24 protein-coding genes and 1 pseudogene are annotated in these 25,149 nt (G+C 59.9%); 10 read left to right on the top strand and 15 right to left on the bottom strand.

Annotated elements, in window-relative coordinates; all coding sequences use genetic code 11:
* Positions 1 to 9: 9 nt before the first annotated feature.
* The 3 genes from NHL60_RS15490 to NHL60_RS15480 all read right to left on the bottom strand — a co-directional run bounded on the left by NHL60_RS15490 (position 10) and on the right by NHL60_RS15480 (position 3,620).
* The gene (locus tag NHL60_RS15490) at positions 10 to 2,469 is read right to left on the bottom strand and encodes a TonB-dependent receptor plug domain-containing protein (RefSeq protein ID WP_253445381.1); all 2,460 of its coding nucleotides are present in this window, start codon (positions 2,467 to 2,469) and stop codon (positions 10 to 12) included.
* 272 nt (positions 2,470 to 2,741) lie between these two features.
* Entirely contained in the window at positions 2,742 to 2,966 is a 225-nt protein-coding gene (locus NHL60_RS15485; protein WP_253445378.1) for a hypothetical protein, read from the bottom strand.
* A gap of 429 nt (positions 2,967 to 3,395) precedes the next feature.
* On the bottom strand, positions 3,396 to 3,620 hold the full coding sequence (locus NHL60_RS15480; protein ID WP_253445376.1) for a hypothetical protein: 225 nt from the start codon (positions 3,618 to 3,620) through the stop codon (positions 3,396 to 3,398).
* Positions 3,621 to 4,117: 497 nt separating this feature from the next.
* Here NHL60_RS15480 and NHL60_RS15475 point away from each other — a divergent pair, with 497 nt between their 5' ends.
* Positions 4,118 to 4,483: a hypothetical protein gene (locus NHL60_RS15475; protein ID WP_253445374.1), complete on the top strand. Its 366-nt coding sequence runs from the start codon at positions 4,118 to 4,120 to the stop codon at positions 4,481 to 4,483.
* A gap of 39 nt (positions 4,484 to 4,522) precedes the next feature.
* Here the strand turns inward: NHL60_RS15475 and NHL60_RS15470 are convergent, their stop codons facing one another.
* The gene (locus NHL60_RS15470; protein ID WP_253445371.1) at positions 4,523 to 4,951 is read right to left on the bottom strand and encodes a hypothetical protein; all 429 of its coding nucleotides are present in this window, start codon (positions 4,949 to 4,951) and stop codon (positions 4,523 to 4,525) included.
* Positions 4,952 to 5,109: 158 nt separating this feature from the next.
* On the opposite strand from NHL60_RS15470, the gene NHL60_RS15465 reads away from it, so the two are divergent.
* The gene (locus NHL60_RS15465; protein ID WP_253445368.1) at positions 5,110 to 5,493 is read left to right on the top strand and encodes a NifB/NifX family molybdenum-iron cluster-binding protein; all 384 of its coding nucleotides are present in this window, start codon (positions 5,110 to 5,112) and stop codon (positions 5,491 to 5,493) included.
* Here the strand turns inward: NHL60_RS15465 and NHL60_RS15460 are convergent.
* The 3 genes from NHL60_RS15460 to NHL60_RS15450 form a co-directional block, all read right to left on the bottom strand.
* Complete coding sequence (locus tag NHL60_RS15460; protein ID WP_253445366.1) at positions 5,465 to 6,466, bottom strand: ion transporter; 1,002 nt, start codon at positions 6,464 to 6,466, stop codon at positions 5,465 to 5,467. The genes NHL60_RS15465 and NHL60_RS15460 overlap by 29 nt on opposite strands.
* A 107-nt stretch (positions 6,467 to 6,573) precedes the next feature.
* Entirely contained in the window at positions 6,574 to 6,861 is a 288-nt protein-coding gene (locus tag NHL60_RS15455) for a coiled coil domain-containing protein (RefSeq protein ID WP_253445363.1), read from the bottom strand.
* Positions 6,858 to 7,193 (bottom strand): antibiotic biosynthesis monooxygenase, encoded by a 336-nt coding sequence (locus NHL60_RS15450; RefSeq protein ID WP_253445360.1) that lies wholly within the window; start codon positions 7,191 to 7,193, stop codon positions 6,858 to 6,860. The genes NHL60_RS15455 and NHL60_RS15450 overlap by 4 nt, the downstream gene beginning before the upstream one ends.
* Before the next feature lie 274 nt (positions 7,194 to 7,467).
* Between NHL60_RS15450 and NHL60_RS15445 the strand changes: the two genes are divergently transcribed.
* The 3 genes from NHL60_RS15445 to NHL60_RS15435 all read left to right on the top strand — a co-directional run bounded on the left by NHL60_RS15445 (position 7,468) and on the right by NHL60_RS15435 (position 10,012).
* Positions 7,468 to 8,754 (top strand): MFS transporter, encoded by a 1,287-nt coding sequence (locus NHL60_RS15445; protein ID WP_253445357.1) that lies wholly within the window; start codon positions 7,468 to 7,470, stop codon positions 8,752 to 8,754.
* A 102-nt stretch (positions 8,755 to 8,856) separates the two neighbouring features.
* Positions 8,857 to 9,186: a DUF427 domain-containing protein gene (locus NHL60_RS15440; protein WP_367399334.1), complete on the top strand. Its 330-nt coding sequence runs from the start codon at positions 8,857 to 8,859 to the stop codon at positions 9,184 to 9,186.
* A gap of 169 nt (positions 9,187 to 9,355) precedes the next feature.
* Positions 9,356 to 10,012 carry a hypothetical protein gene (locus tag NHL60_RS15435; RefSeq protein WP_253445352.1) on the top strand — a complete coding sequence of 219 codons (657 nt, stop codon included), beginning with the start codon at positions 9,356 to 9,358 and terminating at the stop codon, positions 10,010 to 10,012.
* A 173-nt stretch (positions 10,013 to 10,185) separates the two neighbouring features.
* Here NHL60_RS15435 and NHL60_RS15430 read toward each other — a convergent pair.
* Positions 10,186 to 11,753, bottom strand: a protein-coding gene (locus NHL60_RS15430; protein ID WP_253445349.1) for an IS3 family transposase whose coding sequence is annotated in 2 segments (ribosomal slippage) — positions 10,186 to 11,288 and positions 11,288 to 11,753 — 1,569 coding nt in all. Because the reading frame shifts where the segments join, the coding sequence is not laid out codon by codon here.
* 82 nt (positions 11,754 to 11,835) lie between these two features.
* Positions 11,836 to 12,951, bottom strand: a pseudogene (locus NHL60_RS15425) (IS256 family transposase); the annotation flags it as partial.
* A gap of 57 nt (positions 12,952 to 13,008) precedes the next feature.
* Here NHL60_RS15425 and NHL60_RS15420 point away from each other — a divergent pair.
* Together NHL60_RS15420 and NHL60_RS15415 are read left to right on the top strand one after the other, a co-directional pair.
* On the top strand, positions 13,009 to 13,806 hold the full coding sequence (locus NHL60_RS15420) for a hypothetical protein (protein WP_253445346.1): 798 nt from the start codon (positions 13,009 to 13,011) through the stop codon (positions 13,804 to 13,806).
* Entirely contained in the window at positions 13,807 to 14,112 is a 306-nt protein-coding gene (locus NHL60_RS15415; RefSeq protein WP_253445343.1) for a hypothetical protein, read from the top strand.
* Between the two features lie 324 nt (positions 14,113 to 14,436).
* Here the strand turns inward: NHL60_RS15415 and NHL60_RS15410 are convergent, their stop codons facing one another.
* Positions 14,437 to 15,588 (bottom strand): IS91 family transposase, encoded by a 1,152-nt coding sequence (locus tag NHL60_RS15410; RefSeq protein WP_253445340.1) that lies wholly within the window; start codon positions 15,586 to 15,588, stop codon positions 14,437 to 14,439.
* Positions 15,581 to 16,438 (bottom strand): site-specific integrase, encoded by an 858-nt coding sequence (locus tag NHL60_RS15405; RefSeq protein WP_253443977.1) that lies wholly within the window; start codon positions 16,436 to 16,438, stop codon positions 15,581 to 15,583. Before NHL60_RS15405 ends, NHL60_RS15410 begins: the two co-directional genes overlap by 8 nt.
* A 165-nt stretch (positions 16,439 to 16,603) precedes the next feature.
* On the opposite strand from NHL60_RS15405, the gene NHL60_RS15400 reads away from it, so the two are divergent.
* A protein-coding gene (locus NHL60_RS15400; RefSeq protein ID WP_253445337.1) for an IS3 family transposase occupies positions 16,604 to 17,766 on the top strand; the annotation gives its coding sequence in 2 pieces (ribosomal slippage) (positions 16,604 to 16,862 and positions 16,862 to 17,766; 1,164 coding nt in all).
* A 248-nt stretch (positions 17,767 to 18,014) separates the two neighbouring features.
* On the opposite strand, the gene leuD is transcribed toward NHL60_RS15400, so the two are convergent.
* From leuD to NHL60_RS15380, 4 genes are read right to left on the bottom strand one after another with little or no spacing between them, the layout of a single operon-like run.
* Positions 18,015 to 18,650, bottom strand: a complete 636-nt coding sequence (gene leuD, locus NHL60_RS15395; protein ID WP_253445334.1) for a 3-isopropylmalate dehydratase small subunit — start codon at positions 18,648 to 18,650, stop codon at positions 18,015 to 18,017.
* Positions 18,647 to 20,062, bottom strand: a complete 1,416-nt coding sequence (gene leuC, locus NHL60_RS15390; RefSeq protein WP_253445331.1) for a 3-isopropylmalate dehydratase large subunit — start codon at positions 20,060 to 20,062, stop codon at positions 18,647 to 18,649. The genes leuD and leuC overlap by 4 nt, the downstream gene beginning before the upstream one ends.
* On the bottom strand, positions 20,059 to 20,970 hold the full coding sequence (locus NHL60_RS15385) for an alpha/beta fold hydrolase (protein ID WP_253445328.1): 912 nt from the start codon (positions 20,968 to 20,970) through the stop codon (positions 20,059 to 20,061). Before NHL60_RS15385 ends, leuC begins: the two co-directional genes overlap by 4 nt.
* 46 nt (positions 20,971 to 21,016) lie before the next feature.
* Entirely contained in the window at positions 21,017 to 22,528 is a 1,512-nt protein-coding gene (locus NHL60_RS15380) for a DASS family sodium-coupled anion symporter (RefSeq protein WP_253445326.1), read from the bottom strand.
* Between the two features lie 110 nt (positions 22,529 to 22,638).
* Here NHL60_RS15380 and NHL60_RS15375 point away from each other — a divergent pair, with 110 nt between their 5' ends.
* Together NHL60_RS15375 and NHL60_RS15370 are read left to right on the top strand one after the other, a co-directional pair.
* Positions 22,639 to 23,601 carry a LysR substrate-binding domain-containing protein gene (locus NHL60_RS15375; protein ID WP_253445323.1) on the top strand — a complete coding sequence of 321 codons (963 nt, stop codon included), beginning with the start codon at positions 22,639 to 22,641 and terminating at the stop codon, positions 23,599 to 23,601.
* 373 nt (positions 23,602 to 23,974) lie between these two features.
* The gene (locus NHL60_RS15370; RefSeq protein ID WP_253445321.1) at positions 23,975 to 25,132 is read left to right on the top strand and encodes a DNA/RNA helicase domain-containing protein; all 1,158 of its coding nucleotides are present in this window, start codon (positions 23,975 to 23,977) and stop codon (positions 25,130 to 25,132) included.
* Positions 25,133 to 25,149 lie beyond the last annotated feature (17 nt).

The following is a 25,149-nucleotide window of genomic DNA, read 5'->3' as shown; positions in this document are numbered from 1 at the left end:
CCTCTCCCGTCAGAACCGGTAGCTGACTTCCAGCCAGAGCTGCCTGCCCAGGCCGAAGAGCTGTACGCCGCTTTCGGCACTGATGGCGTTGCGGCTGTTGGCGACGTTGATGATATCGGCCTTGAGATAGGGCGAGGCCGCGCCTGCAAGCAGGCTGGCTTCCACGCTCAGATCCCAGCGCAGTGCGCTGCTCAGCCGTGTGACCTCGAACTCGTCGAGCCCCGTCTCGGCATCGCGGCCGGTGCGCCGCAGTTGTCGAGCCCTGTTGGTGAATGACAGGCTGTTGGTGGCGATCAGACGGTTGTTGAAGGCGCGGGTGACAAGGTCCAGATTGGCGCTGACCGGTGTGGCGAAGTCCGCGGCCGGCAGCTCCTCGCGAAGAATGCGCTCGCCCTCGAAGATGACCTCTTGTTCGCTGCGATCCGCTCCCAGGTAGCCGCCGGAGCGCCCGCTGTAAGTTGCGTCGGTGGTCTTGTCCATCCAGGAGAGCGAGGCGTTGATAGCCCACAGACTGCTGCCCCAGTGAAAGGGGGCAGAATGCCAGTAGAAATCCAGCTGGTGGGTGTCGCTGCGCCCGCTGTTGGCGAACCAGCGTAGGTCGCTGTCGGGGTCCCGCTGGGTGCGAATCTGGTCGCGCCCCTGGCGAAGAACAGCCTGCAGGCCGGCGCTGCCGCCTAGAACCTGGCCGTAGAGACCGAGGCTGAATTCATCGTCATAGGGAGTATCCAGCTGGCGGTATGTCCACTCCTGGTCGGGATCAACCTCGACCAGCGGGGCGTCCGGGTTGTAGCTCTCGGTACGCTGCCGAATGTTCAGCAGCGACTTTTCCCGCTCGCGAAGGCGGTAGGAGAGAAACGACTTGCCGTAATAGCGGTTGGCGCCCAGACGCAGCTGATACTCCTCCTGTTCGCCCAGATAGATGCCCGCCATCAGGCGCGGTGCCAGATTGACGTTGTCGAGCCAGCCGTCTCGCTCCAGTCGCATACCGGGTCGCCAGAAGAAGCGCCCGGCGCTGCCGTCCAGCTCGGCAAACAGCGCCGCGTCCAGATTGTTGAAGCGGATGGTGCCGGTATCGTAGTGGACTTCCCGAAACAGGATATGCTCGTCGACCGGTATGCCGCCGGTGGCCAGGCCCAGGGGCGTGGGAGGTTGGAAGGTACGCTCGGTGAATGACTGGTCACGTACCTGCTGATAGCGGGCTGCATTGAGTTCTCCGCCATAGCTGAGGCTATGCTCCTCAGAGCCCAGAGGGGTCGTCAGGGCAAGACGTGCGCCGGCGGTATACTGTTCGTTGGCCAGGCTGCCGAAGGAGCCGACGAAGGCCCCCTCGGTATAGAAGTTGCGGCCCTGATAGTTGTTGAGCTCGTCGCTGATAGCCTGGCGTCGGTTCTGGCTGTGACCGAGGGAAACACTTGCGTCGAGCCGGGAATCGCCGAGCCGTCTGCCATGGTTGATGCCGAGGTTGATGCCTCGCGTATCGCGCTGGAAGTCGGAGTCCAGGAAGTTGATCAGAAAGCTATCTTCGCTGTAGTCGCTGACGGCCAGCGTCGCGTTCAGGTCATAGTCGCGCTCCAGCAGGTCCGCCCGCAGCGTGGCAAAGCGAGAGTAGCGGTCCAGGCGTTGCGATTCGCCGGTGCTGAATAACTGGCCCGTCTCGGCAAACTGGGCGAAGTCCATGCTGGCCAACCGCTGCTGGTGAAGGGTGGCGCGCTGCTCGCTCAGGCCGGCAAATAGGCCGATATCTCCGATGCGGGTCGTGCCGGAAACTGCACTGCTTGATTTGCGAAAGTCGGGCTGGAACTCACCCGGCGTGCCGGTCGGATACTGGCCAGCGCCATCCTGAAACTCTGCGGCCTGAGCCTCATCCACGTGGAAGCGTGTCCAGCCGTCGTCGGTGCGGCGATGGCTGATCTGGAAGCTGTCGCGCCCCTCATAGCGCCGCGTCTCTGCTCGGACCACGCCGCCGGTGAAGCCCCCTTCGCGGGCTGAGATATTGGTATCGAGAACTTCGATGGATGAGAGGAAGTCGGGGTTGATGAAGAGCGCCTGCGAGTGGCCCTCCACCGCCGTGCGCTCCGGCACGCTGCCAACGCCGGGAGGCGTCTTGCGGCCGGGGTCGAGAAAACTGTCGATGCTGGCGCCGTCCAGCGTGATGCGGTTCTGGAAGGGGGCAGCGCCACGAATGGAAAACTCAGCTGGTTTCAGCTCTCCCTGACGCAGGCTGGAACTGGCCGTATCGTCGACCCTGACAGACGGAATCAGGCTCAGCGCTTCTGCCAGGTCGCTGCGTACCCGGCTGCGCACCTGGTCGCCTTCAAGCCGCTGAGTGTCCGGAGTCTCCGCGGGTGCTGTGATCAGGATATCCGACAGCTGCAGCCTCGATTCCGCGGCATGGGCTGCAGTACAGGAGATGCTGGTGGCTACTAGCGTGGTAGCCAGACGTGAAAACGAAGAGCGGTAGGAAGGCATGCAGGGGTCCATTCTGCAGGAGATGTATTAATAATAATCTATATAATAATTATTCGCATTTCAATCCCTGTGTTTGGTGTGTCCTTCACGCACCCTGTGCAATACGCCGCATGATGCGGGGAAGTATGCGATCAGGAGGCATGTTGACCTGATCAATGCAAGGTCAGTGCCTTGTTGGCATGAAAAATGTCAAACGCAAAAAAACTCCTCCCCGAGGGGGAGGAGCATGCTTATGGCCGTGGGCCGGGGGGGGCAGAGGGGAATTGCGAAAATCAGTCGTCGTTGGCGGCCATCAGGCGGCTCTCGCCGGCGCGCACCTCTTCCCAGGCCTCGTTCAGGGTGTAGCCCTGGCGAGCGTCGATGGTGTCGATCACCTCGACGGCATCCTGGAGGGAGTCGCCGTGACTCTTGAGGGCCACCACCAGCTTGGCGAGGTCCTGTTTGCTGAAAGTGTTGGCGATCAGGTCGGCTTGTTGGTTCAGCTGAATGCAGTTCATTTTTCAATCCTCAAGCAAGGTCATCATTGGCCATTTAGGGTGGCATTTCTGGTGCCTTGGCTACTCATGTCGGGCCAGATAAGAGCCCGATACTGCAACTGCGAGGCTTACAAGCTTGGAAAGACCTTCGCTGCTGGCGCCCGGATCGGAAGATTGCGTAACGCCAGGTTGTAGCCGGGTTCAGGTTGCTGGATCGCGGTGGCGATGCCTTGTCCCTAACCATGGCTCCACTATGGCGTAGCGCCAGGCAATGAACAACGCGCCATTGGGCGAAGAGGATGTTGTGGAGTGACGACAGAAAGGGGAAAAGTGACTGGATCAGGTAATGAGGCTACTGAATATCACTCGACCCTTGCAGAATAAAAAAACTCCTCCCCGATAGGGGAGGAGAGAGACCACAATGTGGCAGGGGAAAATCGGCAGGAGAGATCAGTCTTCGTTGGTGGCCATCTGGCGAGTTTCGCCGGTGCGCACCTCTTCCCAAGCCTCGTGCAGGGTGTAGCCCTGGCGAGCGTCGATGGTGTCGATCACCTCGACGGCATTCTGGAGCGACTCACCGGTGCCCTTCAGGGCCACCACCAGCTTGGCGAGGTCCAGCTTGCTGAAGGTGTTGGCGATCAGGTCGGCTTGTTGGTTCAGCTGGATGCAGTTCATGGTTCAATCCTCAAGCAAGGTCATCATTGGCCATCTTCGATGGCATTTCTGGTGCCTTGGCTACGGTCGGGCCTGATAAGTGCCCGATACTGCAACTGCGAGGCTTACAAGCTTGGAAAGACCTTCGCTGCTGGCGCCCGGATCAGCTGTCTTGCATGGCGCCAGGTTGTAGCCGGGTTCAGGTCGCGGGTCGGGGTAGCGATGCCTTGTCCTGAACCATGGCTTCACTATGACGAAGGCCAAGGCACAGAACAACGCGCCATTAGGCGCAGAGGAGGTTGTAGTATGACTACATACAGAAGAGGGGCCGTCGCCTCGGGTAGTTTCATTACCCTGGCGGCGGAATCACGGGGTTCGCAGGTGCTCCCCGGTGGTCAACTGGCGCGCATGATACGTCCCGTTAGATGCCTCGGCTATCCGACTTTCGGCGGGCGGTGCCGCCCGGATACCATGGGGCGTCGTGGTAAGGCAGTGAGGACTCGGGGGAGGGCGAACCGATGACCTTGAAAGCGAAAGAAGCGGGGAGCGCAAGCGCCGAACTGGCCCCGCGCCTGCGGGCACTGCTCGAGGGGCTGCCCGCGGAGGGGGTGCCGATCACCTACCAGCAGGCCGCCGAGGCCCTGGGGCTGGTGCCGCCCCATACCATCAGGCGGGTAGCGGTGGCGCTGGAAACCCTGATGCGAGAGGACGTGGCGGCCGGGCGCCCGCTGATCGCCGCCCTGGTGGTCAGCCGCCGCGGGGCCTTGCCCCGTCAGGGCTTCTTCGAACTCGCGGTCGAGCTCGGCCGTTTTCCCGTCGACCCGGCCTGCCACGCGGCGGCCTATCGGCAGGAGCTCGAGGGCGTCATGGGGTCGGCGTCGTGAAGCGTCGGGGGCCGCTCGTGACAGGCGGCCCCGGCCGACTCAGGGCGCTTCGGCCAGGCCGGCAAGTTCGAGGGCCTGGGCAAACTGCTCCTCGTCGAGCACGCTGCGCCAGTGGTCTGCACAGTCGGAGCGCATCAGCAGCAGCTCGGCTTCCAGCTCGCCGATAGCGGCGGCCTTCTCCTCGCGCTTCGCGCGCTCCTCGCCCTGCACGATCATCTCGCGGAGCTCGGCCCGGGCCGCCACCACGCGGTCTTCGAGGGCCTCGCGTACCGCAGGGCTGGTGGCCATCCACTCCTGTACGGCTTCACGCTGCGTCTCGTTGAGACTGAGCTGGTCGGCGTTTCTGGCCACTGCCGGGGTCAGCAGCACGATGGGGGATGACAGCTCCGAGACATCGCGCTCGGCGGCGACGGTGGCATGGCTGGCGAAGGCCAGGGCCAGGGCGGAAAACAGGATGACAGGACGCATGGGAGGCGGCTCCTTGTAGGTCGGGAAGCCGTGAGCCTAGCAAAGTCGGCGCAGGCCGCCGTGCGGAAGAATGTCGCACGCAAGGCGGCGCCGTTGTCGATTACCCTGTGAGAGAAGCTGTCACACGCCTACAGCGACAACGACGGAGGAAGAGGCGCATGAGCACGGCATTTCCGGTCAATACCCAGGGGCATATTTCTGGCCATCTGGGTAAATCCCCGCGTCTGCTGGTTGTCGGGGGAGACTCTCCCCGCTGGATCGACAACCCCATGAATGCCGACACCTGCAGCGGGCGCTGCAAGCTGCTGACTGCCCTGCAGGAGGCGGGCGTCTCGCGGCTGCTGGTGCGCCATATCGGCCAGCGTACCCTGGGGCGCTTCCTGCGAGCGGGCCTGGAGGTATATCGGCTGCCCCGGGGCATGATGGTGCCCCCCGAGGGGCCAGGGATTCCATCCGGCGCGGAGCCACTGACCCGCGCCGAACAGGGGCGTCCCTCGAAGCCCCGGAGCAAGCCTAGCGATAGCGCTGCTGCCACCCCTTGACAGCGATCTGCTCCTTGAGCAGCTCCAGCATGTCCACCAGCACCTGTTCGGTCACCTGTTCGGTATGCGGGTCCGTGCGCAGCCAGGCGTCGAAGCCGCTCTCGGCCAGGTGTTCCGCCAGGGTGGAGAACTCCGCCGACTGCAGCCCCTCCAGGGCCTCGTTGACTAGGCGGCAGGCCAGGTCGGCGAGTGAGGCCTCGAGCCCGCGGGTCAGCTGGCCGCCCAGCGGCAGGCGCCTGAGCCGCTGCACCTCCGGGCTCTCCGCCAGGGTGCGGCCGACCAGGCCGCGCACATAGCGCAGGAGGTCCGGTCGGTTGTGTTCGTAGGCGCTGCCCGCCATGGCCTCCAGGCGCTGGGTGATCTCCCGGATCAGCGCCTGCTGGCGGGGCCGCACCACCCGTTCCACCACCCGGGTGGAGAGGGAGTCGCCGGAGCGCAGCTGGGACTGGACGTTGTCGAGCATGCGGATGGCGATGCGGTCGGTGAGCTCCTCCAGCAGGATGTCGTAGTACTTGGCGACCGCCCGATAGAGGTACCAGCGGCGCACATCGATCAGCCCCAGCCGGTGCAGGCGATGCAGCAGCGAGATGACGCGCAGTAGGCGCAGCAGCCGGAAGCCGCCCACCGGGATGCAGCCCAGCACGTCGTACCAGTGCACGAAGGGGTAGAAGAACCAGCGGTGGTAGCGCCGCTCGGCGATGGCCACCGCCCAGCCCAGCAGGACATCGAGGATGAAGATCGCCACGAAGGCCAGGTCGATGGCGATGAAGCGGGCATGGACATGCTGGTCGTAGGCGGCGTGCAGCCCGGGCGCGGCGGCCTCGAAGGCGGCGTTGAGGGGCGCGAGTAGGAAGAGGCTGTCGAAGAGCAGCAGGGCCAGGTTGATGATCACCAGCCCGATGATCAGCAGGTCCCACGCCAGGTGCAGCCGCTCCAGGGTGGGGGAGAGCGGAGTCTCGCGGGTGGCGGGCATGGCGCCTCCTTGGCCGGGAAGTCGTTGGCCTGATGCCGGGGTACCCTGGCCTCACCGTCCTGCCGGCGAGGCCGGGAAGCGGCGCCCGAGCTGGCGCCGCAAGGGGCTTACTTGAAGCGGTCCCTGGCCTTCTCGAAGGCGTCGCTGAAGGACTTCCAGGCGCGTTCTGCGCCGTCCCGGATATCGTCCCAGGCGTCGTCGCCGGCCTCGCGCAGCTCCTTGAGCTTCTCGCGCATCTCCTCGCGCTTCGCCTCCAGGCGTTCGGCCTCCTTCTCCCGCTCGATGCGAGCCTCGGCCTCGGCGCCCCTGGCCCTGGCGCGCAGCTTGTCGATCTCGGCCTGCCACTCGTCCAACTTGGCCTGCAGCTTCTGTTCGTAGGCTTCCTTGTTGCTCATGGAGTCGTCTCCTCGTTGTCGACGGTCTGGATGACCTCGAATCCCTCGAAGTTCGGCGGGCCCAGGTAGAGCCCTTCGCGCTTGCTCTTGCCGGCGCTGGCGTGGGCCTTGCGGAACGCCTCGGAGCGGGTCCAGGCCTCGAAATCCTCCCGCGAGTGCCACACGGTATGGGAAGCATAGAGCACATGATCCTCCCGTTCCGGTCCGCGCAGCATATGGAAGGCCTCGAAGCCGGGCAGCCCCTGCAGGTGGGTCTCGCGCTCCAGCCAGATCTGTTCGAACTCCTCCACGCGCTCGGGGTTGACCCGGAAGCGATTCATGGCGATGTACACGGGCATCTCCTGTTGATGGGACAGCCTCTCGACGATGCCAGCTCGCCAGCGGCGCGACAAGCCGCGGCCAGGACTCAGGCACGGGGGCAGGTGGCCATGGTGGCGCCGCGGTGTTGCCGGCGTGAGATTTCCGCGTGTGACAGCGCGACGGTTGTCGATATCGCCATGCTGCTCCACGCTGGGGGAGTGCCGACACGCCATCGCGCACCCAGGGGCGGCGACCGGACGCCGGTTACGACCCACCACTTCGTGGCAGTCTGGCGGAGGACGCAGGATGAGGCTTTCCAGCACGGGATTCGCGCTACTCGGGGCCGCACTGATCGCGATCAGCTTCGGCCTCGCCCGCTTCGCCTTCGGGCTCTTCGTGCCACCGATCCGCGAGGAGCTGGGCCTTTCCTCCTACGTGATCGGCATCATCGGTTCTCTGCCGCTGATCAGCTTCCTGCTGGCCACGGCGGTCGCGCCGCTCGTCACCCGCCACCTTGGCGCCCGCTACGCGGCGGTGCTCTCCGGCGGCTTCGGCGCCGGTGGGCTTTGGCTGATCAGCCAGGCCAGCGGCCCGCTGATGCTGGGCGCCGGGGTCTTCGCCTGCGGGATCTGCACCGGCCTGATGATGCCGGCGCTCACGGCGGCCATGCAGGCGATCGTCAGGCGTTCGCTGCACGGGCGGGTCAGCTCGGTGATGAATGCCGGCACCAGCATCGGCGTGATCGTGGCGGTGCCCACGGTGCTCTTCATGGTTGGCGCCTGGCGCCTCGCCTACCTCTCCTTCGCCGTGCTGGCCGGCCTTGGCGTGGTCGCCGCCTGGCTCTTCCTGCCCTCGGTCTCGCGGATCGTGCCCGCCAACGCAGCCGAACCGCCGCCCCTCGACGAGCTGCCCTGGTCGCGGCTGGTCCGGCTTTCGCTCTTCGCCTTCCTGATGGGCTTCGTCTCCGCCGCCTACTGGATCTTCGCGCCCGACCTGGTGGTGAGCCTCGGCGGCCTGCCCGCCAGCGCCACCGCCTGGCTGTGGCTCGCGGTGGGTGTGGCCGGCCTCGGCGGGGCGGTGGTGGCCGACCTGGCCGATCGCAACAACCCGCCCATCACCCAGGCCCTGATGCTGATGATGCTCTCGGCGAGCCTCGCCCTGCTCGCGGCCAGCCCCGACCAGCCGCTGCTGACGGCCTTCTCGGCGCTGGTCTTCGGCCTGGCCTACATGAGCCTGACGGGGCTCTACCTGATGACCGGCATCCGCCTTCTGCCCGGCCGCCTTTCCGTGGGGCCGGTGCTGCCCTTCATGGCGGTATCGCTCGGGCAGGCGACCGGCTCGCCGGTGGTCGGTAGCCTGGTGGAGGGCTTCGGCTATGCCGATGCCTTCGCCATGTTCGCCGCGCTGGGCATCCTGGTGGCCATCCTCTCGCCCTTCTACCCGGGCGCCATCGCCCAGGCGGAGGAGGAAGAGGCCGCCGAGGAGGAGAGCGGCCTCCAAGCGGCCTACGACCACCAGCTCCTGGACGAGGAGGGCGAGCCCCTGGAGGACCCCCTCGAGGCGGAAGAGGAGCAGCCAGCCGCCGGCTCGTGAGGAGAGTCTGGGCCCGGCCTCTGGCCACCAAGGGCGAAGGGAAATTTGCGTCCCTGGCTGCTACCCTGTGGACGTATCAGAAAAAGCACACAGGGAATGATCATGGACGATGCCCCCGAGCCCCGCATCACCCTGCACCCGCACGCCCGCCGGGTGCGGGTCGTCATCGACGGCACCGTCCTGGCCGACACCACCCGCGCCATCGAGCTGCGCGAACGCGGCTACCCGCCGCGGCAGTACCTGCCCCGCGACGACGTGCGCATGGACCTGCTGACCCCCTCCGACACCCTGACCCACTGCCCCTTCAAGGGCGATGCCTCCTACTTCTCCTTTGGCGAGCACCAGGATGTGGCGTGGAGTTATGAGCAGCCTAAGGAAAATATCGGGGATATCGCGGGCTGTCTGGTGTTCTACCGGGGAGTCAGCGGATGACTGATTTCAAACCAGCTCCGCCATTACCGAAGGGGCTTGTAGGAGCCCGATTTATCGGGCGAAGGGCGGCTATCGACCCAAAGCGGCCATGCCGGAAAGGCAGCGAGCACGTTCATTGGGGGTATCTAGCATGCTACATAATATAACTGCTGCATAAAAGAATCTAGCCATGTCCATCGAAATAGTTAAGTCACAAATACAAAAGTTTCTTTCTAATGATAAGCCAGAAGTGCTTGCTATCAAAGGGGTATGGGGCGTAGGGAAAACTTATAGTTGGAACAAGTTCTTGCTGGATGAAAAAAACTCAAATAACATTGCTCTCGAACGATATTCTTATGTCTCTCTATTCGGAATAAATTCACTCGATGCGTTCAAGTACACGATATTCGAGTATGCGATAAAAAGAGAAATGATTGGCACAGAGGCTAATATTGAGACATTCAAGAACAATACAACGGGGCTTTTAGAAGTCCTTGGTCGAAAATCACTAGGCTGGTTTAAAGGTGCGTCGATGTTGAAAAGCTTTACACCAGCAATTGAATCAATATCGTTTCTCTCACTAAATCAGTCCCTGATATGCATTGATGATTTGGAACGCAGAGGCGCAAGCTTGTCGATGAAAGATGCGCTTGGGTTAGTGTCACAACTAAAGGAGCAAAAAAAGTGCAAGATTGTATTGCTTTTGAACGACAAGGAGGAAGGTTTAGAAGATTATACAAAGTACAGGGAAAAAGTAATCGATATTGAGTTAAGGTTTGATCCTACTTCCTTTGAAAGTGCTGAAATAGCCTTCAATACTGAGGTAGTGTCCCGTCAAGTGGTGTAACAGCGGGTGAGGCCACCGCGGCCTTCGCTGACTGTTACGCCGCCTCCTCGTGAATCAATTGTTCGGCGCCTGCCTCAGTCGGCTCCTTGAGCACCGGGGCCAGGCTCTCCAGGCTCAGGTACCGGCGGCTGACTTGCGGTAGTTGTCAAGGAATCTGTCGCCTCTGAGGTCATTCACGCCACCTGCTTTTCTGGTTCGATGACGGAGACCTGGAGCTCCCGCTCCGGGTTGAGTGACACGGTGCCGATCGGCGTCCAGTTGCGGGTCTTGCCGCTCCAGCGAGCGGGATTGGCATCACGCGCCGCCTGATTGATGACGTGGCGCTTGGCCAGCACTGCCTTGTCTTCGCCCGCATGGCGCTGTGCCGGCGTCACCAGGCGGATCCCGCTGTGGCGATGCTCGTGGTTGTACCATTGGACGAAGCCGGCCACCCACTCTTGCGCGTCGCTAAGCGTGGCGAACCCGTGTATGGGGTAACAGGGCCGGTACTTGCAGGTGCGGAACAGCGCCTCCGAGTAGGGATTGTCATTGCTGACCCGCGGTCGGCTGAAGGAGGGCGTGATGCCGAGCTCATGCAGCTTCTCCAGCAGCGTGGCGCCCTTGAAGGGGCTGCCGTTGTCCGCGTGAAGCACCAGCGGCTGGTCAATGATCCGTTCTGCCAGCACGGCACGCTCCAGCACGGTGCGGGAGTTGTGGGCCGACTCGGCCAGGAACACCTCCCAGCCGGTGACCTTGCGGCTGAAGATGTCGACCATCATGACCAGGTAGTAGTGCTGCCCCTTGATCGGGCCGCCCAACCACGTGCAATCCCACGACCACACCTGGTTCGGCGCAGTGGCCTGGTAGGTCGTGGGCTTGGCGCGGCGTTGAGGTGGCTTGGCACGGCCCCGGTGCACCATTTCGCGGTGCTTGCGCATCACCCGGTAGAATGACGAGGGTGAGGCCAGGTAGCGCTGCTCCTCATCGAACAAGCGCACCACGATCTGCTCTGGCGGCAGGCTGGCGTACTCGGGGCGGTGGCACACATCGAGGATTTCCTGTTCTTCGGCCGGTGTCAGCGCATTAGCCGGCACCGGCCGGTCGACCAAAGGGCGCTGGTCCTCGTGCAGCGTTCCGCCGCGCGTCCAGCGCTGGTACGTTCGGGCGGTGATGCCCAGCTCGCGGCAAGCAGTCTCCAGGCGTGCTCCCTGGGCCCTGGCCTCGTCGATCAGCGCGATGGCGCGTTGGCGATCTGGGGTGCTGATCATGCGTCCTCGTCCCCCCAGATCGCCCTCGCCTTTTTTCTGAGGGCCAGCAACGCTGCGGTCTCCGCCAGGGCCTCGTTCTTGCGGGCGAGCTCCTTTTCCAGCGCCTTGATGCGCTTGCGCTGCTGCTTGGCCTCATCGGCTTCACGCTGGCGTTCGGAGTGCGAGAGGCTGGCAGCCTGTTCGCAGTCATGGCGCCACCGCTCCAGCTGCTCGGGGTAGATCCCGCGGCGGCGGCAGTACTCCGCCGTCTCCTGGGCGTTCATCGAAGCGGTTTCAAGCACGGCGTTGAACTTGTCCTTTGACGACCAGCCATCGGCGCCCTTGCCCAGCGCATCCGGCAGGCAGCGCCCTTCGGCACGGGCTTCCTTGCGCCACTTGTAGACGGTGCCCAACGAGATCCCTTCCTGCTCCGCGATCACCTGCGGGGAGAGGTTGTGGGGAGGCAGCAGCTTGGTGACCACGGCTTGCCGGCGCTCCTCTGAGTAACGAGGCATGAGTGTCTCCTTTCGCCCCCTGGTCGGTTTACAAGAACAGGGTATCAGAGGGCACGACAGTCATCCTGACACTGGGGGCTTGCCATTCATCGTTCTGCTCCAGCAGTACCGCTCCGACCAGGCGCGTCACCGACGCGTTGTTGGGGAAGATCCCGACGACGTTGCTGCGCCGTTTGATCTCCTTGTTCAGCCGCTCCAAGCAGTTCGTGGACGCCAACTTCGGCCAGTGATCTTTCGGGAAGGCCATGAACGCCAGCACGTCCTCCTCGGCGCTATCCATGCAGTCCGCCGCCTTGGCGAAACGCTCACGCAGGCTGTCGGCCACCTGCCGCCACTGGCGCGTCGCTGCGGCTTGATCCGGCTGGGCAAAGGCCGTGCGCACCGCCGCCGAGATCGCTGGCTGGTGGGCCTTAGGGACCTGCGAGAGCACGTTGCGCATGAAGTGCACTCGACAGCGTTGCCAGCCCGCCCCAGTCAGTACCGTCGCGATCGCCTTTTTCAGCCCCTCGTGAGCGTCGGAGATGACCAGGCGAGTGCCCTTCAGCCCCCGGGCCACCAGCGAGCGTAGGAACGCCGTCCAGAAGCCCTCCGTCTCAGCCGGACCTGCGGAGAGGCCCAGCACCTCACGGTAGCCGTCCTGATTCACCACCGTGGCCACCACCACCGCCTGGCTCGCTACCGGGCCGTGCTCTCGACTCTTGATATAGGTCGCGTCGAGCCATACGTAGGGCCAGTGCCCCTCCAGCGGCCGCTCCAGGAAGCTTTGGACGCGCTCATCGATCGAGGCGCACAGTCGGGAGACCTGCGACTTGGAGATCCCGGTCATCCCCATGGCCTGGACCAGCTCGTCGACCTTACGAGTGGAGATGCCCTGCACGTAGGCCTCCTGCACCACCGCCGTGAGCGCTTGCTCGCTCATCCGCCGCGGCTCGAGGAAGCCGGGGAAGTAGCTGCCCTGGCGGAGCTTGGGGACCTTGAGATCCACTCGGCCCATACGCGTCTCCAACGGCCGCTCCCGGTAGCCATTGCGCCGGTTGACCCGCTCCTCGGAGCGCTCGTGGCGATCGGCCCCGCACAGCTCGGCCACCTCGTGCTCCATCAGCTCCTGGAGCATGAAGGCCAGCGTCTCACGCAGGAAGTCCGGTGCCACCGCTCGCTTTTCAAGCAGCTCCGTCAGTGCCATGCTCTTGTTGGTCATCGTGGGGTTCCTTCGGTTGGTTGCGTGTTTGGCGACTTGCAACTTTATCGAAGGCCCATGGTGACCTCATCCTCCCGTCTGAATTACACCTCTTCCCGGGACGTTACCAATACTGATGCCGAGAGCGGAGAAAAGCTCGCAGAGCTTACTCAGAAGCTAGATATAAAAAATATTCGAGTTCTGAAGAAAATTGAACAGCTTGTTAATATCGTTCTTCCGTTGTGCGCTGATTATGAACCAGAAATAGAACATCAGGTTCGTCATTCATTGACTCTTTTTTCTTGGTGCTGCTACTGCGCAAATGATGGGGCGCCTCCATTAGAATTTGTAACGAATCTAGGTTACGACATATGGAGGCTAGGTGAAGAAAAAGAAGAAGATGAAGAGAAAAAACTATGGAAGAATTTGGTTAGTAGCTATGAATATCAGCGCACTGATGAGCTAGATCTCGTTCTTGCCGAAGCTGTGAAAACTGGATATATCGAAGAAGAAAAGTTTAAAAATGAGGCCTCAAAGAAAAACGAGAAAATACGAGCATCAAAGTCTGAAGGTTCATTTAGTGAAACTTGGAAGTTGTACCATGATAGCTTTGATGACAACGAAGAAGAAGTGATTGCAAAACTATATGAAAGCTTTAAGAAAAATGTCAGAAATATAACGCCAACTAACCTAAATGGAACGGTGAGGCTGTTTAGAGAGCTTGGTGAAGAGGGCAAAGCTTCAGAAATTATTGATTTCTATATCCAGCAACGTAAAGCCGAAAAGGAGCTTTTTAACATGAGGGAGATTAATTTTTTCGGTGATATCAGAGATGAAGAGATTGTCAACAAGTTCAATGGTATGTATCAAGCGTAGGTGGCAGTGGAAAGTGCTGCTGACGTATTGAAAAGAATCGCAGGCAAGAACGGATGGAGCCAGGAAGATGAAGAGGTGCTTGCCAATACGTCAATTGACGAATACTACCAGTTATTCAAAAATGAAAAGGGCGAACATCTTTCATCCTATATTTATACTTGTTTGAAATTTGGTCAATTTGGCAACGCCAGTGATCAGCAGAAAGAAATCGCAAATAGAGTAACTGAAGCACTTAAAAAAATTGCGTCAGAGAGTGAGCTTAATAAGCTCAGGGTAAAGAAGTTTGGAGTCGAGATAGGTGCATAACTGTTCAGCATTTCTTCGCCGTGCGGAGCATGGCGTATAAATGCCTGTTGGACTAAGCCGCCCATCAGGCTGCTCTGCAGCTTCTATAGGGTATTGTATTCTTCGGAGTGCGGCCTGGGGCATCCGGTGGGGCATCCGGTCGCGCAGATACAGACCTGTGGTGACGCGTTCGAGCCGTGATGTTGACCATGATCACCGTTCCCTCTGGGGCCAATTTGCCCCAATGTAGCGCGCCTGCTCGCCAACATCCATCACCGAGACGAGCGCCGCCGCAACCCGCGAGCGGGCCGGATAGTCGAGTCCGTTGTGGGTTATGGCGTTACTTCATGCTCGATAACGTTGCTCCCTGTGGTTCGGTGGTCGGCCACATGTGGGTCTGCGCGGGGCGAGGGTCCCGATCACCCGCAGTGTCGGTTGCTGGCAGTGCGGGCAGGTGTAGGTCGGCTCCGGGTCGCTGGCGGCAGAATCGGCATCCGGCGTCACCTCAGCGACTGCCAGCGCTTGGCGGATCTGTGCCAGGCGTCGTCGCCGGCAACGATTGGCCAGAAAGCCGTAGTGACGTACCCGCATCAGCCCCTTGGGTAGGACGTGGAGCAGGAAGCGGCGCACGAACTCCTCGCCATCGAGGACGAGCTGTTTCCGCCGATCACGGTCGCGGTAGTCCTTGTAGCGCAGGGTCACCTGGCGGTCGTCCACCGCGAGGATGCGGGCGTTGCTGATAGCGATCCGTCGCGTGTAGCGCGCCAGGTAGCGCACCACCGTGTCGGTGTGTTCGAGACAGTCCTTGCTGTAAACCACCCACTCGGTGACCATCAGGGCGTTGAGCTGGTCATCGACGTCACCGGGCCGGGTGACTCGGTGGAGTTCGCCAGCCGTGGCGGCCTGACGCAGCCCACTGACCAGGTGCCCGCGAAAGTGGCGCGACAGGGCTCGGACCGGGAACAGATAATGGCTGCGAGCCCCATGCCAGCCGCCATCGTCGCCCAGCGCACCGCCCGGGACCAGGCAATGCAGGTGCACGTGCTGGCTCAGGTTCTGGCCCCAGGTGTGAAGCACGGCGCTCATGCCCATCTCGCCGCCGAGACGCTTGGGATCGCGACCGAAGGATCGGAGGGTGTGCCAGGCACTCTGGAACAGCAGTCGGTAAATCACCTCGGGGTGAAGCTGGACCCAGCCGTTGAGGCTGTGCGGCAGGGTGAACACGACGTGGTAGTAGCGCACCGGCAGGATGTTCGCCTGCTGACGCTCGGCCCACTGATGCATGGCGCGGCCTTGACACTGCGGGCAGTGGCGATCGCGACAGCCAAAGTAGTGCGGCTGGGTGTGGTCGCAGTCCGTACACTGCAAGACCGTCCCGCCCATCGCCTCGGTGCGACAGGCGAGTAGATAGCGGCATACGCGTTGGCGCTGACGATCCAGGCCGGCCGGATTGAAAAAGCGAGCCAGGGCCTGTTGGAGGGTGGCTGTCTCAGTCATGGGCCACCTCCAGGCCGGCCACCAGGTCGATGGGGCCCTGACTCATCCCCTGCTGGCCCGGCAGCCAGTGCAGGTAGCGCATCGTCGACTGGACGCTTCGGTGGCCCAGCAACCGTTGAAGCTGATGGACGGGCATACCCTGCTCCAGGACATGCGTGGCGTAGGCATGGCGCAGGCTGTGAATGCCACCGACCCGTTCTATACCAGCCTGGCGCTTGGCCTGGGTAAAGGCCTTCTGCGGCGCGCTCGGATGCAGCGCGCGATCCGGGAACAGCGCGCTCGGAAACAGCCAAGTCGGCGGCCGGTAGGCACGCCAGTAATCACGCAGGCGATCGAGCAGGGTCACCGATAGCAAGACCATGCGATCCTTCGCGCCCTTGCCCTGGGTGACACGTAGCTGGCCACGCTGGCTGTCGATGTCCCGGACCCGCAGGTGGCAGACCTCACTCACGCGCAACCCGCAGCCATAGCACAGTTCGAGCATCATGCGATGCTTGGGGTTTTGGCACGCGGCCAGGATCCGCCGGACGTCGTCGCGAGTCAGCAATTCCGGAATCCGTTGCGGTGTCTTCGGCACCACGGGCGATACCTCAACCGACGGCCAGTGCAACACGTGGAGGTACAGGAATCGCACGCCGTGCAGATAGACGCGGCAGCTGGCGGCTGACAAACCGCGCTCCTGAACCAGGTGGTTGAAGAAGCGCTGCAGGTCGTCAGGGCTCAACGTGTCTGGCGGTCGGTGGAAATAGCGCGCCAGGTCAGTGATCACCATCAGGTAGGTATGCTGGGTGCGTTGTGCGAAGCCATGCTGACGCATGGCCTCAATCATCGCCTGTCGTAAGGCAGTCATCGTCGTCACTCCTGTTCAGTGACCCTCGGGGGTCAATGAACAGTGTGGTTCGGTAAAGCGAGAGACAGGATTCGACGACAGCTACCGCGAAGCGGTTTAGTTCAACTGACCTTGCCCAGCAACAGTGGACACCCCGTTAAGGTAGTACACTCAACGAGGTGACCCATGGCCAAGCAAGCTACCCCGATGAAGAAGACCCGTGCCCGTTACTCCGACGCCTACCGCGAGGAAGCTCTTGCCCTCGCTGACCGAGTGGGCACTGCCGCTGCCGCCCGTGAGCTGGGCCTGCAGCCCAGCCAACTCTATCAGTGGCGCGCCAAGGCCCAACAGAAGAAGAACACCTCCGAGCGCGAGCAATCACTGGCTGATGAAAACGCCCGGCTGAAGCGGCAACTCGCTGAAATGTCAGAGGAACTGGCCATAACAAAAAAGGCCGCGGTGTACTTTGCGAAGAGCCTGAAGTGAAGTACGCCTTCATCCAGCAGCACCATCAGGCATTCAGTATCCAGCGAATGTGCGCTGTCCTCGGTGTGGCACGTAGCGGCTACTACGCTTGGCGACAGCGCGATGGCAAACCGTCACCGCGGCGCCGCCAGCAGGTCATCACCGACCAGCGTGTGGCACTGGCCTTTCAGCAGAAAAAGGGGCGCTCAGGCGCCCCCAGGCTGACCCACGACCTGAACGATGCCGGGGTCGCCATCTGCCGCAATACCGTGGCGGCAAGCCTTCGGCGCCAGAATCTGCGGGCCAAGGCGGCTCGTAAGTACAAGGCCACCACGAACTCACGGCATGGGCTGCCCGTGGCGCCTAACCTCCTGAAACAGGACTTTGCTGCGGAGGCACCCAACCAAAAATGGGTTGGCGACATCACCTACCTCGCGACGGGTGAAGGCTGGCTCTATCTAGCGGTGCTGATCGACTTGTACTCGCGCAAGGTCATCGGCTGGGCAATGAGCGAGCGGATGACCGCCGACCTGGTGGGTGATGCCCTGCAGATGGCCCTGTGGAGCCGCAAGATGCCCAAGGGCGTGATCGTTCACTCCGATCGCGGCAGCCAGTATTGTTCGACGCTGTATCAGTCGCTGCTGACCCGCTACGAGCTCCAGTGCAGCATGAGCGCCAAGGGTAACTGCTACGACAATGCCTGTGCCGAGAGCTTCTTTCACAGCCTCAAGGTCGAGGCCATCCATGGTGAGCGATTCGAAACGCGGGAGTCCATGCGACGGCAGGTGTTCGAGTACATTGAACTGGACTACAACCGGCAGCGCCGGCACAGTGCGATTGGGATGATCAGCCCAGAGGTCTTCGAGGCCCGAATGATCGCTTAGATCGGTGTCCACCAATGCTGGGTAAGATCAGGTTGTGGGGAGGCAGCAGCTTGGTGACCACGGCTTGCCGGCGCTCCTCTGAGTAACGAGGCATGAGTGTCTCCTTTCGCCCCCTGATCGGTTTATAGGAACAGGGTATCAGAGGGCACGACAGTCATCCTGACACTGGGGGGGAAGACCAGAGACACGGTTTGTTCAAAAAACAGGCAGCCAGATTCACTATATTACCCAGTTCTTACTCTAAAGATTCAGAGACGACGATGAGTGATTGCCGCCACGTCACGCAACCAGGGCTGGTGAGTCCAATGTTGGTCAGCGAACTTTGAGATATCGTTTTGATAGGTCAACGAAAGCCCGATACTGTCCAGACCTTCAAGAAACATTTTGAGGTGACGCGGCATCAGTTCAAAATTAGCCTGAACGCTATAGCTCGTAAGGCTTTGCTCCTTGATGTCGATCTCGACCGTATTCCTGGAGGGGGCATCGGCATCGTCCATCAACTGGGCGATTTTCTCTGGCGGCAAGGTCACCAGCAACAACCGGTTGTTCATTGCATTGGAGTAGAAAATTTCGGCAAAACTTGAAGCGATCACGGCTCGAATGCCGAACTGCTGGAGGCCCCAGACCGCGTGCTCGCGGCTTGATCCACAGCCGAAGTTGGAGCCACCGATCAGAATTGATGCGCCGACATATGAAGGTTGGTTGAGCACAAAATCAGAACGTGCCTGTCCCTGAGCGTCGAAACGAAGGTCGTAAAGCAAACCCTCCTTCAGACCTGACTTGTCAATGCCACGGAGGAACTGCTTGGGCATGATCTGGTCCGTGTCGAGATTCTCTATGCGAAGCGACGCAGAGCGTCCCTTGATGCGAGTATGCTCAGTCATTGCAGGATCTCCAGTCGACGTACGTCGGTAAGGTATCCAGCCACAGCGGCTGCAGCCGCCATTGCCGGGCTCATTAGATGGGTGATGGCACCTCGTCCCTGGCGTCCCTCGAAGTTGCGATTCGTCGTCGAAGCGCAGCGTGTGCCTTCGGTTAAAACATCGTCATTCATTGCCAGGCACATCGAACAGCCGGAATTGCGCCACTCGAAGCCTGCCTGCGTAAAGATCCGATCGAGGCCTTCGGCTTCCGCTTGAGCTTTCACGGCCCCGGAACCGGGTACCACCATCGCACGGACGCCCGGAGCGACGTGGCGCTTGTGCACGATGCTGGCAGCGGCACGTAGGTCCTCGATCCGACCGTTGGTGCAGGAGCCGATAAAAACGTGCTGAACAGGAGTGCCTTCCAAGGCAGCTCCCGCCTGCAACCTAGTGTAGTGGAACGCCCTTTCGGCGCTTCTCCGCGCCGGTCCCTCAGGGAGTTCATCTAGCTCAGGGATGCGCTCGTCGATGGCGACCACTTGGTCGGGGCTGGTACCCCAAGTTACCTGAGGGGAGACGTCACTGGCATCGAACTGGTACTCGGCATCGAATGTACAACCTGGGTCGGAATGCAGGTCCTGCCATGCCGCCAGCGCTGCGTCATGATGCTCAGATGTGATGTCCGGTGCGCGGGCCATCACGTAGTCTATCGCCTTTTGATCGGGAGCCACGAGTGCGCCGCGGGCCCCGGCTTCGAGCGTCATGTTGCACAGCGTGAAACGTGCCTCGATCGATAACGCATCAATGGCAGTACCGTAGTATTCGACCACGTAGCCACGAGCACCCTGGGCTCCGATGTGACCGATTACCGCGAGTACTAGATCCTTGGCCGTCGTACCCGAGGGGAGGGTTCCGTCGATGCGTATGCGCATGTCCTTGGCGAGCCGGTAGACCAGCGTTTGCGTCGCCAGTACGTGCTCCACTTCAGTGGTTCCTATGCCGAAGCCCAAGGCTCCTAGCGCGCCATATGTCGTAGTGTGACTGTCTCCGCAGATTACGACCATGCCGGGACGAATCATCCCGTGCTCTGGAGCCACCACATGTTCGATGCCTTGAAGGGCATCGTTCGTGTCGAACAGGGGAATATGGAAATGGTCGCAGTTTTTCTTCAGGTTCGATGCCTGAAGTGCCGATGCGGTGTCTTCGATAACACGAATCCGGGTCGGATGCGTGGGAATGATATGGCTCACGACGGCCACGTTCTGCCCCGGCATCGATACTTCGCGGTCCTGCTCGTACAGCCCCGCAAAGGCTTGCGGGCTGGTGTATTCGTTCATGAGATGTAGATCGCAGAACAGTAGAAGATTGTGCTCGTCCAATGCTGCAACCGTATGTGAGTCGACTATTTTACGATACAGCGTCTTCGGTTTCATGCGTCCACCTCCAGCAGAAAGGGTAGAACCTTGGCGAGTAGCGCCTCGGGTGCTTCCTCGGCGATATAGTGCCCGCAGGGAAGGGGCTCACCTTCAAGCTTGTCGGCCAGCTTCTGCCACTCCTCAAGTGGTCTGAAGCACTTCTGGATCACGCCGTTTTCGCCCCACATCACGAGCAAAGGTGCTGTGATCCGTCGGTCGGCATCGATATCATTCTGTTCATGTTCAATGTCAATGCCTGCTGAGGCTCGATAATCCTCGCAGACACCGTGAGCAGTACCCTCAAGCGCGAAGCAGCGCCGGTATTCGTCGAGTGCTCGCGGATCGAACGGCTCAAGACCGGCACTACGCCGGCCCATCACGTCGATGATATAGGCTGTGGGGTCGGCTTCGATAAGACGCTCGGGCAGCGATGCGGGCTGAATCAGAAAGAACCAGTGCCAGTAGGCCCGAGCGAACGTATCGCTGGTCTGCTGATACATGGCAAGTGTCGGCGCGATATCGAGCAGGATCAGTCGTGACACTGCTTGCGGGTGATCAACAGCTAGTCGGTGTGCCACCCGAGCTCCGCGGTCATGTGCTAGTAGGTCGAAGCTTTCGAATCCCAAGTGGCGCATTAACGTCAATTGATCTTGTGCCATCACCCGTTTCGAGTAGTTCGAGTGATCCGGTAAGCCAACTGGCTTCGATGAATCTCCGTAACCACGAAGGTCGGCCGCAACCACGGTGAAATGTTCGGCTAGTGTTGGTGCTACCTTGTGCCAGATCGCAAGTGTCTGGGGATGGCCGTGTAATAATAGTAGCGCTGGGCCGCTGCCGCCGACGATAGCGTTGATGTAGATCTGTGGCTCGACCTCGACATGTTGTATTTCGAAGCCGGGGAATAACTGACAAAGATTAGAAGACATCGTTACTTCTCCTGGTGAAGTTGTGATGAAGTTGGGGGGGCAATGTTTAGGAAGCCCAGATTGCACCTACAATGAAGTAGCTTAGCATAGTTATCAGCATGATACCGACGATATTTAGCCCAAATCCGGTGGCTACCATGGACTGTATCCGCATGTGCCCAGTGCTGAAGACGATCGCATTAGGCGGTGTCGCGACCGGTAACATAAAGGCGCAGCTGGCGGCTATTGCAGCGGGTATGGCAATCATTTCCACAGAGAAACCTTGGGATACGGCGACCGCCGCAAGAAGCGGCAGAAAGGCGGCTGCCGTTGCAGTGTTGGAGGTAACCTCGGTCAGGAAGATAATGACCAGCGCTACCAGTGCGATCATTCCCAGTAGTGGTAAGGTGCCAAGCGATCCGATGCTATTTGCGATCCACTCGGCTAGCCCGGTTGACTGAATAGCTGCGGCCAGCGACAGGCCCCCGCCAAATAGCAGCAGCACCCCCCAAGGAAGCTTGACGGCGTCTTGCCAGCACATCAGGAAGATGCGCTGCTTGGTATCGACCGGAATCAGAAATAGAGATAATGCGCCTATCAGAGCAATACTAGTGTCGTTGATACCGGGTAGGTAGCTTGTGATGAACGTCCTGAAGATCCAGCCAAGTGCTGTGAGTGCAAAGACCACCAAGACCAGTTTTTCAGCCTTAGACCAGGGACCTAACGTTTCTATTTCTGCACGAATCAGTTCATGGCTGTTCCCGTTATGGAATTTAAAGCTGCGCCGAGTCAACCACCACCACGTGAAAAGAAGCATTGTCGCCGCGACCGGAATACCCAACAGCATCCACTGTCCGAAGCCGATAGAGACGTCGTAATTCGCTTGTAGAAAACCCGCAAGCATCGCGTTCGGTGGTGTGCCGATCAGGGTTGCAACGCCGCCGATGCTTGCTGCATAAGCGATGCTCAGCAGCAGAGCAGTAGCAAAGCGCGTACGTTCAGCATTGTCCGAGTCGTCTCCATCACGATTAAACAGGTGGATCACGGACATGCCGATTGGCAACATCATAATTGTGGTTGCTGTGTTGCTGACCCACATGCTGAGAAATGCCGTGGACAACATAAAGCCGGCTATCTGTTGCGAAGGGGAACTACCAACCAGCATAAGCGTGTTGAGCGCGATGCGCCTGTGCAGGTTCCAGCGCTCCATTGCGAGGCCGACTATGAAGCCGCCTAGGAAAAGATAGATGATCGGGTTGGCGTAGGGGGCGGTGGCATCGCTGATTTCGCCGATACCCAATGTTGGAATCAACAGGATGGGCAGTAAGGAAGTGATGGGTATCGGGATAGCCTCGGTCGACCACCAAGTGGCGATCAGTAACGTTATGCCCACGGTCGACCAAGCGGAGACGGGCATGCCCGTGGGTGGGGGAATCACCAAGCACGCAATTAACAGGATCGGTCCGAGATAGAAGCCGATCCGGGCGGCAAGATGGCTAGATGTATTGTCATCCCCATTGGGATGTGCTGTTAATGTACGAGCTGAGGGCGATGATATTGTAGTTGTATTTCTGGTCATGGAGCATCTCTTTTGGTTCTCATGGGCAGCCCTTGTATCGGCTTCGGCGACGAGGACTTTTTTCGTTTTGGGTATCAATTGAGGAGTCGCTTCAGGATCTGTCACTAGCAATGCTATTATTTACGTTACGTGAAGGTAACCTGCTTGGTGTGATGTCTGTGAACACGATTCGTAAACAATGGCCGCTTCCGGAAGACCTTCGTGTATTTCTGATTGTCATTCGGAAACAGAGCTTTACGGCTGCAGCCGATGAGCTGGGTGTGTCACCTGCCTATGTCAGCAAGCGCATAAGGCTTCTTGAGAAGGTATTGAATACTAGCCTGTTTCACCGAACCAGCCGGCGTTGTGCGCTGACAGATGACGGGAAACTGGCCGAACGTGCTGCGGTGCAGATTCTGGACGATATGCATACCCTGTTCGATGATCTGTCCGATGCACGCCAGAGCCCGCGCGGTTTGCTGCGTATCTGCAGCAGTTTTGGGTTTGGACGCAACCATGTAGCACCCGCCATCGCTGGACTAGCGCAGCAGTTTCCAGAATTGGAGATCCGCTTTGAGGTGTTTGATAGGGTGGTTGATATCGTGGGAGAGGACTTCGATCTGGAAATCCGAGTGGGCGACGACTTGCCCGGCCAGCATATCAGTCGCCATCTTATCTCGAATCAGCGCGTGCTCTGTGCAGCACCCAGGTATCTGGAGCGGTGCGGGACACCGGTTACACTGGATGATTTGACTGAGCACGATTGCCTCGTCATCAAAGAACGCAATAACCCTTTCGGTATCTGGGACCTGGAGTGTGGCGACCGCACCCAGAGTATTCGTGTCAGCGGTCCCTTGTCCTCAAATAACGGCGAGATAGTGCTGCAGTGGGCATTGCACGGCCGCGGCATCCTGCTACGCTCCATGTGGGACGTTGGACCACTTTTGAAGCAAAATAGCTTGGTACGAGTACTAAGCGACTACAGTCAGAGTGCAGATGTTTGGGCAATTTATTCAACTCGAGCTGCCAATTCGGCCAAAATTCGCGTGTGCCTGGATTTTTTGGAACATCACTTCTCGCAATTGGAGGTCTGATTTTTTGATGCGAGTCCTGAATTCTACCAATAAGGTCAAAGCCTGCGGTATTTAGGGCCTTGGAGCGTTGCCCCTGGAGCACTTGTTCCGGTGTTGGCTAACCGGAAGATGTTATCGGCGATCGGGGGCAATTGACTGACCTTCCTCCCCAGCAAAAGGCTTGGACAGCAAACTGCTGAGCTTCAAGCTCGATGAATAGTAAGTGCGCGTCAGGGCCGTAGCTGTTTGAAGTAAGTATGGCTCCCCAAGCCCGCTGTGGCTGGCACATGAGCTTCAGTTGATGTTATAGCAGCCAGTTGGGTGCATATAATTATGCGATGTATATACATTTATAATTATATAAATAGTTGTTTATAAAAGGAATTTTTAGGGTATGCTGGTCTACAACGCCACCAAGCAGCAGTTCATCAACGATGTACGAGCCAACGTCATCACCGACGCCATCGAGAACGAGGTGGCACGCAGGCTGATCCGCAACTCGCCGCGCAGTGAGGTGTCGTCGTGGGAGAACTCCCTGCGCTTCATGATGAGCGTTCTGCTCGACGAGGGCATTCCCGCATCGGCGGGAGTGGCCATCGAGTACAACATCCCGCTGACCAATCGCCGCGTGGACTTCATCCTGACCGGCAAGAACCACCAGCGGGACGATGCGGCGGTCATCGTGGGGCTGAAACAGTGGCAGTCCGTCGAGGTGACGAAGAAGGACGCCATCGTGCGCACCCAGTTGGGCGGCGGCGTACGCGAGACTAACCATCCGTCGTATCAGGCGTGGTCCTATGGCGCACTGATCGAGGACTACAACGAGACGGTACGCTCCGAGTCGATCCGCTTGGTGCCCTGCGCCTATCTGCACAACATGAAGCAGGGGGACGCCATCAATGATCCCTTCTACGAGCACCATACTCGCCGCGCCCCGGTCTTTATTTCCCAGGATGCCTTGAAACTTTCCAAGTTTCTGAGCCAGCACATCAAATACGGCGATAGCAGCAACATCATGTATCGCATCGAGCACGGTGAGATAAAGCCCAGCAAGAACCTGGCGGATGCCTTGGCATCAATGATGCAGGGCAACGCCGAGTTCCTGATGATTGATGACCAGAAGCTGATTTATGAATCTGCCATCGATCTTGCCCACCAAGCGACCAGCGGCAACAAGCAGTGTCTGATCGTCAAGGGTGGGCCAGGCACTGGAAAGTCCGTGGTCGCCATCAACTTGCTGGTAGAGCTGACTAATCGCGAGATGATGACGCAGTACGTATCACGCAACTCAGCTCCGCGAGAGGTATTCAAAAAGAGGCTGACAGGCACACGAAAGAAAACTCATATTGATAACCTGTTCAAAGGCTCGGGAAGTTACGTGGACACCGCGCCAGACACTTTTCACGCGCTAATCGTGGATGAGGCCCACCGCCTGAATGAAAAGTCTGGCATGTATCAAAACATGGGAGAGAGCCAGATCAAGGAAGTGATCATGGCTTCTCGGTTATCGGTCTTTTTCATCGATGAAGCACAGCGAGTCACGCTGAAGTGAACCGTACCGGCTTTCTC

This window comes from Halomonas sp. Y3, assembly GCF_024137965.1.
Lineage (GTDB): Bacteria > Pseudomonadota > Gammaproteobacteria > Pseudomonadales > Halomonadaceae > Halomonas > Halomonas mongoliensis.
This window is presented reverse-complemented; position numbering and strand designations above follow the sequence as displayed.